The sequence below is a fragment of the Hahella chejuensis KCTC 2396 genome (assembly GCF_000012985.1).
Taxonomy (GTDB): Bacteria; Pseudomonadota; Gammaproteobacteria; order Pseudomonadales; family Oleiphilaceae; genus Hahella; species Hahella chejuensis.
This window is the reverse complement of record NC_007645.1, coordinates 6,310,609-6,324,299: the sequence shown is the minus strand read 5'-3', so window position 1 is coordinate 6,324,299 and position 13,691 is coordinate 6,310,609. Positions and strand designations below refer to the sequence as shown.

At 57.0% G+C, this 13,691-nt stretch carries 12 protein-coding genes; all 12 read right to left on the bottom strand.

From position 1 onward, the window contains the following. Positions 1-329 precede the first annotated feature (329 nt). Complete coding sequence (locus HCH_RS27800; RefSeq protein WP_011399885.1) at positions 330-986, bottom strand: hypothetical protein; 657 nt, start codon at positions 984-986, stop codon at positions 330-332. A gap of 33 nt (positions 987-1,019) precedes the next feature. Further along, positions 1,020-1,613 carry a D-sedoheptulose-7-phosphate isomerase gene (locus HCH_RS27795; RefSeq protein ID WP_011399884.1) on the bottom strand — a complete coding sequence of 198 codons (594 nt, stop codon included), beginning with the start codon at positions 1,611-1,613 and terminating at the stop codon, positions 1,020-1,022. Positions 1,614-1,638: 25 nt separating this feature from the next. Beyond that, on the bottom strand, positions 1,639-2,406 hold the full coding sequence (locus tag HCH_RS27790) for a nucleotidyltransferase family protein (RefSeq protein ID WP_049781115.1): 768 nt from the start codon (positions 2,404-2,406) through the stop codon (positions 1,639-1,641). Positions 2,407-2,421: 15 nt separating this feature from the next. Next, a complete protein-coding gene (locus tag HCH_RS27785; protein WP_011399882.1) occupies positions 2,422-4,053 on the bottom strand; it encodes a glycosyltransferase family 39 protein in 1,632 nt (543 codons plus the stop codon). Continuing rightward, positions 4,050-5,546 (bottom strand): hypothetical protein, encoded by a 1,497-nt coding sequence (locus tag HCH_RS27780; protein ID WP_011399881.1) that lies wholly within the window; start codon positions 5,544-5,546, stop codon positions 4,050-4,052. The genes HCH_RS27785 and HCH_RS27780 overlap by 4 nt, the downstream gene beginning before the upstream one ends. 2 nt (positions 5,547-5,548) lie before the next feature. After that, the gene (locus tag HCH_RS27775) at positions 5,549-6,805 is read right to left on the bottom strand and encodes a bacterial transcriptional activator domain-containing protein (protein ID WP_011399880.1); all 1,257 of its coding nucleotides are present in this window, start codon (positions 6,803-6,805) and stop codon (positions 5,549-5,551) included. Positions 6,806-6,809: 4 nt separating this feature from the next. Next, on the bottom strand, positions 6,810-8,270 hold the full coding sequence (locus tag HCH_RS27770) for a flippase (RefSeq protein ID WP_011399879.1): 1,461 nt from the start codon (positions 8,268-8,270) through the stop codon (positions 6,810-6,812). A 3-nt stretch (positions 8,271-8,273) separates the two neighbouring features. Continuing rightward, a complete protein-coding gene (locus HCH_RS27765; RefSeq protein ID WP_011399878.1) occupies positions 8,274-9,641 on the bottom strand; it encodes a TolC family protein in 1,368 nt (455 codons plus the stop codon). A gap of 7 nt (positions 9,642-9,648) precedes the next feature. Further along, entirely contained in the window at positions 9,649-10,770 is a 1,122-nt protein-coding gene (locus tag HCH_RS27760; RefSeq protein ID WP_011399877.1) for an efflux RND transporter periplasmic adaptor subunit, read from the bottom strand. Next, positions 10,767-11,345, bottom strand: coding sequence for a metal-dependent hydrolase (locus tag HCH_RS27755; protein ID WP_011399876.1), 579 nt, complete (start codon positions 11,343-11,345; stop codon positions 10,767-10,769). The genes HCH_RS27760 and HCH_RS27755 overlap by 4 nt, the downstream gene beginning before the upstream one ends. A 10-nt stretch (positions 11,346-11,355) precedes the next feature. Next, positions 11,356-11,931 (bottom strand): serine O-acetyltransferase, encoded by a 576-nt coding sequence (locus HCH_RS27750; protein WP_011399875.1) that lies wholly within the window; start codon positions 11,929-11,931, stop codon positions 11,356-11,358. 213 nt (positions 11,932-12,144) lie between these two features. Next, positions 12,145-13,422 (bottom strand): glycosyltransferase family 4 protein, encoded by a 1,278-nt coding sequence (locus HCH_RS27740; RefSeq protein WP_011399873.1) that lies wholly within the window; start codon positions 13,420-13,422, stop codon positions 12,145-12,147. Between the last annotated feature and the right edge of the window lie 269 nt (positions 13,423-13,691).

The following is a 13,691-nucleotide window of genomic DNA, read 5'->3' as shown; positions in this document are numbered from 1 at the left end:
CAGTGGTCTGTCGTTCTGATGCGATCAGGCCTCATGGCGGCGAGATTATTAATATGGCAATGATATTGGCATGTTAATAACCAGGCGCATGGATGCGCCTGCGCGGCGGCAAGCCGCGGGAGACAGGGCCTGACATGTGCAGGCCCTGTTGTTGCAGACAAATAGAAGGAAGCTATTTGACTGCCTGATTAATAATACATCGAAGTCTGGAACCAGGACCTACTGAATACGGATATTTCTCCGCAAATGGGTGGTTTTCACTCCAGTGCGAACAATGCGATCAAGTAGGCGCTCAACCCGGAGGCGTCGCCTCCGGGATTGTGTGGGGATCAGCTGGTGACAGCGTTCAGAGTCTGGGTGTGAGCGCTTTCCGGCAGTAATATCTTTAATGGCGGCATGGCGTCTATCTTGGCGGCGACATCGCCGTAAATCAGCTGCAGCCCTTCAATGATGCGTGAAGGCTGATCCACCCAGGAGGAGTTCCTGCGTTTCAGCTCGAACGGCTCCTCGCATTGGAAGAACTCCAGCACCTTGTCGATGGTCGATCCCAGGCTCTCGTATTTGACCAGGATAGTCGGGTGTTTGGGGGACAAAGTACTGACCCAGTTATCAAACTGGCGCTCGATATTGAATTCATCCACGCCTCTTTCCAAATACTCTTCCAGCGTCATGCCGCGCAGCGAACGCGCCGGAGTGGGGCTGTTCACGTTCATGGCTTTTGCGTGCATGTCCTGATAATTGCGGCGAAACAGTGAGAGCACCGCGTCGTAAGGATTGCCGAACATGTAACCGAGCCGGATGTCGACTTCATCGTCATATACAGCGGGCGTATAGGCGTGCTCGCGGATGGTTTTATCGGAGATAGAGCCGATATGGCGCGCCAGAGCGGTAGAGCCGACGCCGCCCATTGAGCACATGGCGCAGCGCACAGCGGCCTTTTTACGGAACAGTTTCACTCGGGAGAGGAGTTGCGGTATGTCCAACATAATCGTGTCCTTGTCAGTTTTGTGAGTTCCAGTTCAGGCGGCGGCTTCGCCGAATATCGCGTCTTCCACGATACCGCAGATAATGTGTCCGATCATGATGTGGCATTCCTGAATTCTTGGCGTATGTGTGGAGGGAACGTTGATGACGTGCTCCGCCAGCTCCTGCACCTTGCCGCCGGAACCGGCGAAGGCGGCGGTGATCAGGTCCATTTCTTTGGCGCTCTCCAGAGCGACCAGTATGTTTTTGGAATTACCGGATGTCGTGATGCCGATAAACAGGTCGCCGGGTTTGGCGTTGGCCTCCACCTGACGCGCGAAAACCCGCTCGTAGCCATAATCATTGCCGATGGCCGTGAGCATGGACGTATCCGTGGTCACCGCCAGGGCGGGCAATCCGGGACGATCAAATTCAAAGCGGCTGACGAATTCCGCTGCGATGTGCTGCGCATCCGCCGCGCTGCCGCCATTGCCCGCCAGGATAACCTTATTGCCCCTTTTATAAACTTCAACGCAGACCTGACCCAGACGGAGCACTTTTTCCATCAGCGCTTGGTCCGCGAGCACGCGCTGTTTGACTGCAATCGAATCTCTGATGCGTTCTTTTACATATTCCATGTCAATGTTCATTGGTCATCCTCCTGATTGTCCTGGCTCACTCACTAAGCGCAGAAAGGGTTGCTTCCCGCTGTGGAAAGAACTGCTCCTTGTGGGCGCATAAAAAGTCATAGTCTTCGGGTATGCCGATATCGATAAACGGACCGGCCTTGGTATAGGCGTACAGTCCTCCGCCCACCAAAGCCGGAAAGGCGGTTTGTTCGAACGAAAACGCGCCCTGTTGCAGGCAGTGTTTATGTAAGAACTCGGCGCTGAGGAAATAGACGCCGGCGTTGATCAGGCCAGGGCCGGCGTTCGGTTTTTTCTCCTCAATCATGATCACTTTGCCGCTGTGTTTGTGCACGGTGAGTTTGCCGTAACGGGAGCAATCAGGCTGTAGCGCGGCCAGCATGCCGTTGGTGAACTCACTGCGGTAAACAGAGGAAATAAAATCCTGCAGGTCGGTATGGCAAAAGCTGTCTCCATTGAGCACCAGATAGTAAGGCGCAGGATGTCGTTCCGCCGCCATACGGATGGCGCCGCCGGTCCCCATGGGCGCGTCTTCGATAACGAACTCCAGGCGCTGGGTTTCACGGGGGCGCTCTGCGAAGTGGCGCACGATATGCTCGCTTTTATATCCGAGGGACAACACTATATCGTGAATGTTCTGCTGTTCGAGCTGATCCAGCAGCAACTCCAGAAATGGGCGGTTATCCACCGGCGCCATGGGTTTGGGCAGGTCCGCAACCCGTGAACGTAGCCGGGCGCCCTTGCCGCCGGCCAGAATGATGCAGCGAATGTGCGTTGCTCTAGCTTCCATGTTCATTACATTTCCCCTTGTTCATTTCTGCCATAAAAAGAGTATGGCGTCGTAACTCTCATCCACCACGCGCATACTGTGTTGGACGAATTGCAAGGTGTCCGCGTCGATGACCAGCGTCATCGCATTCCAGGGGGAGGCCACCAGCCAGACCCGATTGTTTTGGTTCAGTACATCCTGTAGCTCCCTGCCGCTGCGAAGCACCACCGTGCCCAGAAACTTGTCCCGATAGAAGGGGGAGTCCAGGTTACGGTCGTAGACGATCTTGCGATCGGTAATAGTTTGCAGGAAATAGTCCGGCGTAATGCCGGCGTACAGTTTGGTCGGCATCGGCGCCATGCTGATGACTTTGTCGCCTTCACGATAGCCCTGCTTCAATGTGGCGGAGACTTTGCGGTAGTCCACGCCGGCGAAACCGTCCCGATAGTCAGAACGAAAGCCCAGATGGCCCAGATTTCCGATGCTGTAAAAATGGATCAGGTTGGAGTTCATCGACATCACCGCCATCAATAAGAGCGCCGCCAGATTGAAGCTGGCGATCGCCGCCGCCGCCGGGGCTTTCACTCGGATAGTGAGGCGCGTTACATCCTCAATCAAAAACGCAAGAATGGCGCCGACGCTGATAATGAAAAACGGATAGATGAAGAACACATAGTGGGCGTTGTAGAACAGCAGAAAATTACTGAGACACAACAGCGTGATAAGAAACACCAGATAATAAAAGCGCAGCGTTGGACGCTTCCAGGCGTAGTAAGCGCCGAGCAGGAATACCGCGCCGGTGATGAGATGGGTTTCCATGCCGAAGAAGTTGATGAAGTAAAAGCCCGGCTCCCAGCTGTCCTTCAGAAAGCCCAGCTGCGGCAGACTGACATCGCCTTTGCCGGAGCCCAGCATCAGGTGCGGCTGTTGCAGAACCACACGACGCACGCCCTGAGCGACCAGGGTTAATATCACCAGCAGATACATCACCCAGAGATTGCGCTGGAAGATCCAGACCAGATTGTTCCGTTTGAAGATAAGCACGATGACGGCCATCACTGGAAGCAGAAACCCAGAACCTTCCCAGCTCAGATAGGTCACCGAGAACAGCGCCCAAACCAACAATGCGAAACGCAGCCGAACCCGCTCCTGCTGTATCAGGTGATAAACCGCTGTGGCGGTTAGCAGCGTGAAGAACTGCGTCTGCGCCGGATGAAATGCGTTCTGCGACCAATAGATAGACCAGCTTGAAAGACTGTACAGCAATCCGGCGATAATCGCCGCCGCCAGTCCAAAGCGACGCAGGCTGATCCAGAATATCAATCCCAACACGCCAGTGGAGAATAACAGCGCCGGCAGCCGTAGGGTGAACTCGGAAAAGCCGCCCAGTTTCACTGACAGCGCCAGAAAGTAGGGCACCAGTTCATAAGTGGCCAGGGGGACTTCCATGGTGCTGACGAAAATGTGGGGATAACCCTTGTCCAACACCCCTTCGACGAAGCTGGCGATAGTGGCTTCGTCAATAGTGAGCGCGCGCGCATCCAGGCCGCCGATGCGCAGACTGAAAGAGAGAGTAATCAGCGCCGTCGCAATCAGCAGGATCACGGGAAGTGAATAAACCTGGTCGCGCAGCCGCGGCCATTTCGTCCATTGCGATACGCCTTGGTAGCTCATAGGCTTTCCTCCAGGACCTGCCGGTGGACGCCCGCGCCGCTGATCTGCTGTGTTTTGGAAACAGGTCCGGGTTCAAAGTGTGCAGAGCGTAACTGCAAGGCTGATACAGCCTGGCTCATCAAGGCTGCGCCAAACAGTCCGGTGACGACGCTCAGATTGAATATCGTTGTGGTGAGCAGACGCGCATCCAGCGCAAGCGCGCACAACAAAGCGCCGAAGCAGGCGAGAGAGGTCAGCAGCAAGTTTATCGCAGCGACAAGACGGGGCAGTCCTCCCAGCGCTAACAACAGTCCTGCGCTGGTAAGAACGTTGAGCAATAACCAGATTGCACACCACTTCAATGCGCGCAAAATCAATTCGGGGTAACTGATTTGCCGCATGACCTCCAGGCTGGGGTCTTCGAAACGGATTGGCGCGTTTTCCACTGACTCCGTCGACACCTGACGGATATGCGGCGTATAGGCGGGGCGCTCGTAATGCGCAGGCGCGTCCGTGGCGCTGACGGGACTGACGCGCCAGTCTATGCCGGGAAAGCTGATGAAACGATCCTCGCCTGTCTGCGCCACGGCCTGCAATCCAATGCCATGCGCCGGATCGCAATCGGCGAATACCTCAATTTTATTCGCCGGACCGGCGCCCAAAGGCTGGAACAGATTAATGACTTTGATCTGCGGATAGTCGCTGGCGTAGTCGCCCAAACGGCGTTGATTGACGTTTACCTTGAAGGTTCCGTTACATTGCGTCATCAACCAGGCGTTTTGCAGCGCGGCGCGGGAGAAAGGCAAGGTCAGCACAAAACGGGCTTCCGATGCTCTGTCGCCGCCGCTGCGCCAGACTGGCTCCAATGCGCTGGTGCGGCTCCACAGGAAATAGCCGTAATCCACGTTGCCGCTGATGGAGGGCGGTTCTAACCCATTGGCTAAATGCGGCGTCCGCCAGTCAGCGTCGTAAAAACCATACTGATACCATATGCGGTTATCGGCGCCGCCACTGGCGGGGGTGAAGGACGCTTTCCAGGCGTTGTCGCTGACCAGAAGCTGTTCCTGCCCCTGGCTGTCTTGAACCCGCAGAGACAATATCATTGCCGGCGCGCCGCCGAGGGAGGATTTTTCCACGCGAACGGCGATGACATTTCTACCTGGGCGTAAGTACGACTCCACCGCGCCGAGCCAGATTGGCTCAGACGTGGGGGCGGATTTCACCGCAATCTCCACGCCGTTGATATAGAGTTTGTAATTCTCCGTTCCCGCGAGCTTCAAGAAAGCTTTATAAGGCGCGGCGCGCACAATGAATACTTTGCGGAAATAACTGACGGCGCGGGCGTCTGGCGCGGTGATCCACCGGGCTCCGTCCCAGTTCAAACGTACGCCTTGCTGGTTCTTCAGCTCCAGTGCGTAAGTGGTCATCAGCCCCAGCAGCAAGGAGAAAGCCAGCAACGCCGGAAAGATTTTGCGACTCGCCTGCAGTCCCTGTCGCGCGCTTCGCCACAACATGGTCATGACCCGCTGAGCCCGCGCACGGCGCGCAGATTGCGCACGCTGTCCGCGTCAATGGAAAGCTGGAACGACTGTCGCGCCTGATCCACTTTGCCCATCATCATCAGGCATTCCCCTTGTGTCGCCAGCAAGTCGGCGCGCAGGCTGGAGCCTTGTATCCGTTCGAGCGAAGCCGAGACGCTGCTCAGACAACTTTCCGGCACGCCCTGACGCATATAGGCGAGACTGGCCATTGCCCGCAGGGTGTCGCTTTCCGGATAGACCCGCAGCATTTCCTGCAACGCCCGCAGGGCCTCGTCCCACTGCTCGTGACGATAGCTGCGGCTGATAACCCGATCAGTCAGAATAGCGAGACGGCGCTTGGTGTGATGCGCCACATAAGGAAAAAACTCGTCCTCGCGTCGGTGTTGCAGGGCGGAATGCAGTGTGTCCAGCGCTTCCTGACGATTGCCTGCGGTTTCCAGCTGCGCCGATTGGTACAGCGCGGAGGCGGGGTTTTCCGGTTTGAATACCATTGCGTTCAATTGCGAGAAAAGCCGGCTTGCCTGCTCGGAGTAAGTCAGCAGGGGGTCAAGCTTGAAGGCGATGACCATGGCGCCAAAAGCGGACGCCGGATTGCCCTGGGTCAGACGCCATTGTGCGTCCTGTTTGTATTTGGCCGCCTGCATGGGTGGGTACAGCGTCAACGCCAACGGCGTGATCAGGATGAGCAGCGCAATGGGGTAGAAGCGCAGGCGGGCCTTGGACAGCGTCATCATGAAGAGGATGACGGCGGCGCCAATGGAGATATACCAGCCCCACTCCAGACACAGAAACGCCAGCTCAAGACGACCGCCCAAGGAGTCAAAGCTGGCGGTGTCAGGGAGTGCGATAGCCTGGCCTTTATTGGGCGTGAAGAAGGAATTGAAGAACCGCTTCAACGTGCGATAGTCCTCAATGTTGTCGGTGTAGGTCGGCAACGTATGGGGATCGAGAGCGACGAGGTAACCGGGAACGCACGCCAGAAACGCCAGGGCGAAGGCGGCGCTCGTTAAAGCGAGATTTGGTTTGTTGAAGTGGACGCTGATCGCCAGCAAAGGCGCGGCGATCAAAAGCAATAAGACGGGGCCCAGCATATCCGGATGAGACAGCGCCATCGACGCAGCGTACTGCACGCCAGACTCGCCGCCGGCGAAGGGCAGATTGATCCAGGGAGCAAGGAACGCGCCCAGCATCGCCAGAATCAGACTCGCCTGAACCCCCGCCAGCATATTCATGACGTTACTGCGCACCTTTGCCGGCGGGGCGACGCTTGATCAACGCCGTCAGGAACGCCAACTCGCGCTGGTTCAGCGTTTTGCTGACCAGGATCAGCGCCAGATAGGCGACGGCGAACAGCAGTGACGCCAGGATAAACTGCAACAGTCCCGGAGAGGCGAAAACCGCGTTCACTGCATAGCCCGCCAACAATGACGCCAACAGCGGCTTGTAAGACATGCGCACCCATTGCACCGGCACGGACTGGCGATACAGGAACCAGAGCGATCCGGCTATGAACAAGGCTTCTGCAGTCACCGTGCCTACTGCAGCGCCAAAGGCGTGCAGGTGTGGAATCAGCAGAATATCCAGGATGGCGTTAGTAGCCAGGGTGGCGACGGAGATCAGGGTGAACAGGCGTTGCCGTCCCATGGCGGAGTAAACGTAAATCATGATGGAGGACGGAAAGATAAAGAAGATCGCTACCGCCAACGCTTGCAGGATATTGGCGGAAGAGGCGAACTCCGGCGTATACATCAGTCCAATGATGTCCTCTGCGAAGACGAATACATAGGCCACGATGGGCAGCGACAGGATGGCGTAGAACTTCAGCACCTGATTGAGAAAGCGACTGAAGTCCGCTTTATCGCCAAGGGCCAGGCGGGCCAGTTTGGGATAGATTGGGATGGACAGCGTGAAAGGCAGCATTTCGATGATCTGTATCACCCGATAGGCGGCGTTGAACAACCCCAGTGCGAGGGGCGCGGCCATCGCTTTCAGGATAAGGGTGTCCACATGCAGCGTGGCGCGACGACACATCATGGACAAACCAATGGGAGCCGATTCGAACAGCACGTATTTCCACAGGCCGGGATCGAAGCGCCAGGGAATGCGCTTGAAAACCGTCAGGCTGCAAGCGTAAAACAGCAGGAACTGACAAATGTTCGCCAGCAGATAATAACCGCATAGCGCGAGGATGCTGGGGTCGTGCTCGCGCCAGTACAGCGTAAGCGCCAGCAGAATCACTTTGTGTATGACGAAAATGGCGGCATTGAATTCCATGCGTTCGAAGGCGCGGAACAGCGCCCCATAAATCACGCTATGAAACACGATCAGCGCGGCGACCGTCATAATGAAAAGACTCAGGCCGAAGTCGCGATCCTCCAGAATCAGCAGGCAGACGATGGCGGTGGGGGCTGTGGCGACCAGGGTGACCGTCCAGGCCAGCAGGCGCACGTTGCCGAAGAAATACTTGTATTGCTCCCTCTTCTGCGCGATTTCCCGCACCAGCAGATTGGTGACGCCCATGTCGGTGACCAGTTGCAGCAGGCCGACAAACGCCAGAATGAAGGCGAAGTCGCCGAAGGATTCCGGTCCCAGAGTGCGGGCGATCAAGACGATGACGTAGATGTTGAGCAGCGCGCCCACGCCTTCGCCGAGCAAAGTGGCGATGATATTGCGGAAAATCTTCTTGTTCGAAGACATTGATTAATCTCCCTTTACGGAGCAGGACCATCGCGCGCCCGGCGTCAGCCGGAACTGCAGCAGCCACAGCTTGGCGTAGGCGTCCAATTTGCCCAGCTCAATTTGTCGGATATCGGAACGGGATTCGATCACCTCACTGACGCCCACCTTGCCCAGTCGAAACAGCTCCTGGTTCTTCTCCAGCTCGGATCTGGCGCGCTCCAGGGCGCTGAGCGAGTTCTTCAAGGTCAATAATTGCTGTTGATAGTCCCGATAATTTTGCAGGGTGACGATGCGCTGGTTCGCCCTGATCAGATCCAACTGCCTCTGTTCTTTTTCCACTTGCAGCGCCCAATAGCGGGACTTGCCGCTGGCGCGCAGGGTGTCCTGCAACTTTACCTCAAGACTGACGCCTACCGTGGCGAGATGTTTGCTCTCGCCGAAGTCCTCATCCGCCACACCGCGCACGGAGCCGCTCAGGCCAAATGCGACGCCGTTGTCGTGGCGCGCCTGATCATACTGGCGGCGGGCGATGGCGAGTTGGGCTTGTTGCAGAATGACGTCGATGCTGCTGTTCTCCGCCGCCTCGACGAGGGACTCAAGATCTCCCGCAGGGGGCAGGGAGTCCAGTTTGAAATCCAGCGTTGGTATGGCCTCCGTGGTCTGCGCCAGGAAGGCGAATTTCTGGCTCAGATAATCCCGGTTATTCGCCGTTTGCTGCAGCTCGCCCTCCAGTTCGGCGACGGCGCCTTCCGCCTCCAGCAGATCCGAGCGTTCGATCAGACGGGCGCGGACGGCATTGTGCGCGATATCCAGTTGCGACTGGGCGTCCACCAACAGTTCCCGCAGCAGAACTTCCTGTTGCTGCGCCTGTTGCAGGGACACCAGCACCTCCACCAGATCCAGCAGGCTTTCCTGAAACAGCTTCTGATGCTTGGCGGCTTCGTATTCGATGCGCTGGCGCAGAATCGCGGCGTCGTCGGTTTCCTGTCCCACCCAGCGGCTATTGCGATAGATGGGCGCGTCCAGCGCCACCTTGGCCTGATTCACAAATCCGGAGCGGCGTCCGCTGACGGAGGTTTCATTGTCTGAGTCGATGAAGGCGCTCTGATTCTGCTCGAAGGCGAAGTTGCCCACGGATTCGCCTTCGTAGTACTGCGGCCCTGCGCTCAGGGTCACTTCCGGATACCACGCCTGTCCCGATGTGTATTCGAACTCTTTGCGCAGAGAGGCGATTTCCAGTCGCTGCACCTGCAATTGCGGGCTGGTGCGGCACATTTTACTCAACAGGGCCTTAAACTCGGGGCGGTCTTCAAAGCCATGACAAACTCCCGCACTCAGCGTCATGCAGACGCCGGCGGCGAGTGATAGCGACAACCTGGCTGACATCATGAATTCCTTATCCTTTTACCTTATCTCCGGCTTTCAGACTCTGCTGTCCCGCCACCACAATCTCGTCTCCCACATGCAGCCCCTCAATGATTTCCACATAGCCGTCGCCGGCGATGCCTACCTTCACCGGGGTCAATTCCGCCGCGCCGGATTCGCTGACCCGAAACACCACCGCGTCGTCGTCAAAGCGATTGATCAGGGCGATGGAAGGAATGCGCACGGTGTTTTTGTTCTGCTCCAGATACACCGTGCCGGTCATGCCGGGCTTCACGGTCAGCTCGGGATTGGGCGCCTGCACGTAGACCCGGGCGGCGCCCTGGCTTTCATCCAGCTCCGGGTCCACCCGGTAGATCGTTCCGCGCAGGGTGGTGTTGGTGAAGGCGGACAGGCGGATATCCACGGCCTTGCCCAGTGAAAAGTTGCCCAGCTCTTTTTCCGGCAGCAGAATCTTGAACAGAATCGGGTCGATGGAATTGATGACCAGCGCTTCCTCGCCCTTCTTGATATAGACGCCGGGAAAGCTCTTTACTTCGCTGACGACGCCGGAGATCGGCGAGGACACTTGCGTTTGTTTGAGTTCCTGGCTGGCGTTGTTCAGTTGATGGGTGGCTTCGGCCAGACTGCTTTGCGACTGGGTGAAGTTGAGGAAGGCGGTCTTATACTGCTCCTGAGAAACATATTCGCCTTCCAGCAGGCTCTTCATTTCACTGAGATTGGCGCTGTAGTAGTCCAGCAAGGTTTTGCGGTTCTCCACCAGAGATTTCGCCAGTGTGTAATTGGACTTGTACAAGGCGTCATCCAGGCGGAAAAGCTCCTGACCTTCGACCACCAGATCGCCCAGCTTGACCGGTTGCGCCCTGATAGCGCCTTCGATTTGCGGACGTATCGCGACGGAAACCCCTTCCGTGGCGACGGCGGTGGCGGCGAAGCGGGAGGTGACGGCGCCCGCGCCGACCTTGTGCAGCTCCACTGGCGCGGCGTTCCCCACATTGCGGGCGATTTCCGTGTTGGTGATTTCCATATGCTTCTTGGCGGACAGCAGCAGGTAGCCGATCAATCCGACGATCGCTACGATGAATACGGAAAAGACGAAATTGCGCTTCAAGATGTTCAGCATGCGTCCAGTCATTTGAATCCTTCTATGGTGTTGCGGGCCCCGCGCGCCTGGCGCCAAAGCAGCCAGGTGAGCGGCGCGAACAGCAATAACTCGGACGCCACCGCCCACACATTGCGCCAGCCGATAAAACGGTCCAGGGTGTCGTGGTGAGGTCCAATCAATAAAGAGAACGGCGCGGAGACGCGGACGTCGCTTAACGGCCAAAGCAGCGGCGCGCCAAAGCTGCTGTGCAGCCCTCGCTGTGGGCCGGTGAGAAAATCCAGCAGGGTATGACTGAGCAGAGCGCAGACGATCACTGCGAAGCGCTGAAAATAGCCTGGCCAGAGCGCCAGAAATCTCCAGTGGGGCCACGCCAATAAGGCGGCCAAAACCAATAACGTCGCCGGCGCATGAGATGCGCGACTGTGATAAGCGAGATGGTCGCCGCTGATGAAATATCCGACCAGCATATCCAGATCCGGCGCATTGCCGAGCAATGCGAAAAACGCCAGCGCGGCCGCTTTGGGCATGACCGCGCCGCCGCGCAGCGCATGGGCCGCCAGGAGACAGTCGATACCGCAAAGTGCGTGGGCCACAGTGGTCGCCATAAGTACGCCGTCAACGCTTGGGTTGTTTGAACTTAAGGTAACTGCTGGTGTTGTTGCGCGAAACGATCCGGGCCGGCGCGCCGACGACAGTACAGTTGTCCGGAACCGAGTCGATCACCAGCGCGTTGGAGGCGACCACCACATTGTCGCCGATGGTGATATTTCCCAGAATCTTGGCGCCGGAGCCGATAAAGACATTGTCGCCCAGACGGGGACGGCCTTTGCGTTGATAGTCCGGGCCGACGGTGACGCACTGGTTGACGGTGCAGTCTTCGCCCACGATTTCCGCGTCGATAAAAACGCCGGAGAAATTATGGATGACCAGACCGGGACCGATAGCGACCTGGGGAGGGATGCGAATGCCGGTGATGGAGCCCAGCAGAAACTCGGTCGGAAAATATAAAAGCCACGCCGCCAGCTTCAACAAGGGATTGCGCGCGCGCGCGGCATAGTGCCCCAGACGGTACGAGCACAGATAGAGCGTGCCCAGCTGGAACGTGATTTTCAGGTACTTGTTGACGAAATTGTCGATGCGCACATAGTGTGAGCGCTTCCTGCGGATATCCGCCGCCAGTAAACCGGCCATGGTTACCTAACCTCCATATAAATCGGCTGCAAGAGCCCGTTCCCAGGGCTGGCGCTGACGCCAGGCCCCACCGGCGTGACGCGGACGCCGGCTTCGCCGTTGCATGTGGGCGAATGCGCAGATTGCCAGAATCCGCACATTCGCGCCAGCGTTTCGATAGCGTTGAAAAAGGACGGATTGTTCCTTTGCCGCACTCCATTCCTTTTATGCACTTCAAGATCTTACGTCGTTTGGAGAGTAAGTCTCCAGAATGAACTCACGCAGCTTTTCTCTGGGCGCGCGTTCTCCTCCCGTATACAAATGTTCGTACAGCACCTCAATGCCTTGCGCCAACTGTCGCCAGGTGTAGAACTTGTCTACGACCTGACGGGCGGCGTGTCCCAGACGCTGGCGTTTGGCGCCGTCGTCCAATAATTGAATCGCAGCGTCGGCGAGCGCGTCGCAGTCATGGTTGTCCACGATCAGCGCATTGCACTCATGAGTCAGTCCCTTGGCGCCGCCGCGAAAGCCGGCGATGGCGACGCCGGCGGACATGTAATTCAACACTTTTACCGGGTGTCCCGGGCACTCCGGGCGAGGAATCACCGCCACATCGGCGACCGCCAGATAATCCGGCAGCTCGTCCAATGGCACCTGATCGCAGAACAGCACTTGATGAGCGATGCCGAGATCCTCCGCCATGCGCTGGTATTTTCGATGAGCTTCCGGGTTGGAGATATTGCCGACCAATAACAGCTTCACGTCATTGCGGCGGGCGGCTACCCGCGCCATGGTCTCCAGCAGATAGTCGATTCGCTGAAAGGCGTCTAGACTCCCTGTGTAAACCAGATAGTGGTCGTCTTTGCTTAGTTGGTGACGGGCGTAGATGCGCTCGGGATTGGGGTTATCGAACATCTCAGGTACGACCCCGGCGGGCAGTACAGTGATTTTGTCCGCCTCCACGCCCAGTTTCACCAGAAAGTGTTTGAGATCATCGGACACCGCGGTGACATGATCCCCTTTGAAGGGCAACGTTTTGTCCAGAAAAGCCGCCAGCTTGCGGGCGAAGTCTTTGTTTTTGAAGAAGTCGTAGGTGGGCAATTCGTCGGCCATGCTGTTGACCGCGTTGTACAGCAACGGTCGGCGCGTGATCAGTTTGGCCAGCCAGCCGATCAAAACGCCTTCATAATTGTGAGCGTGAATAATGTCGATATCGTATTTGAGGATGACGCGTATGAGTTTGAACACCATCAGCGGGTTAAACAGGAACTTCTCAGGGGAAGGACCGACCCGTATGGCGTTTTTCTTGAACCCCGGAACCCGCACCCGGTGTATGTGCGGCCCGACCACAGGAATATCCTCTTTAATGGGGTAGGTGACGATATGGACTTCATTGCCCAGGCTTACCAGCGCTTCCGACATTTCCCTGATGGAAGCCGGCGATCCATGATTGGCGGGGAAAGGGCAGGCCGCCACCATGGCGATTTTAAATTTCCTTTTTTCTGGCTTCACTTTGTATGCATTCCTTCTGAAAGTGACGTAAATCCTGGCTGAAAAGCAAACAGGCTTAACCTGTTATTAACTCCCGAAAAGGCAATATTCGAGCCAAAGGAGGTGGGGCAGGATGACAGGTTTGTAAAATGAAAACCCGTGGAGATGACAATAAATGAGCGCAATTTCTCCTTTTTGACGCCAGCTTTTTCTCGCTGAAATACCCGATGTATAGAGGTTATGGGCCGGAAACCCTTTAGTGGCGCGGGATGTTGAGGATAATCTGACTG

Excerpts from the sequence above, each read along its gene's own strand:
- HCH_RS27800 (WP_011399885.1), bottom strand. The coding sequence starts at position 986 with ATGTTGGACATACCGCAACTCCTCTCCCGAGTGAAACTGTTCCGTAAA.
- HCH_RS27795 (WP_011399884.1), bottom strand. The coding sequence starts at position 1,613 with ATGAACATTGACATGGAATATGTAAAAGAACGCATCAGAGATTCGATT.
- HCH_RS27790 (WP_049781115.1), bottom strand. The coding sequence starts at position 2,406 with ATGAACATGGAAGCTAGAGCAACGCACATTCGCTGCATCATTCTGGCC.
- HCH_RS27785 (WP_011399882.1), bottom strand. The coding sequence starts at position 4,053 with ATGAGCTACCAAGGCGTATCGCAATGGACGAAATGGCCGCGGCTGCGC.
- HCH_RS27780 (WP_011399881.1), bottom strand. The coding sequence starts at position 5,546 with ATGTTGTGGCGAAGCGCGCGACAGGGACTGCAGGCGAGTCGCAAAATC.
- HCH_RS27775 (WP_011399880.1), bottom strand. The coding sequence starts at position 6,805 with ATGAATATGCTGGCGGGGGTTCAGGCGAGTCTGATTCTGGCGATGCTG.
- HCH_RS27770 (WP_011399879.1), bottom strand. The coding sequence starts at position 8,270 with ATGTCTTCGAACAAGAAGATTTTCCGCAATATCATCGCCACTTTGCTC.
- HCH_RS27765 (WP_011399878.1), bottom strand. The coding sequence starts at position 9,641 with ATGATGTCAGCCAGGTTGTCGCTATCACTCGCCGCCGGCGTCTGCATG.
- HCH_RS27760 (WP_011399877.1), bottom strand. The coding sequence starts at position 10,770 with ATGACTGGACGCATGCTGAACATCTTGAAGCGCAATTTCGTCTTTTCC.
- HCH_RS27755 (WP_011399876.1), bottom strand. The coding sequence starts at position 11,345 with ATGGCGACCACTGTGGCCCACGCACTTTGCGGTATCGACTGTCTCCTG.
- HCH_RS27750 (WP_011399875.1), bottom strand. The coding sequence starts at position 11,931 with ATGGCCGGTTTACTGGCGGCGGATATCCGCAGGAAGCGCTCACACTAT.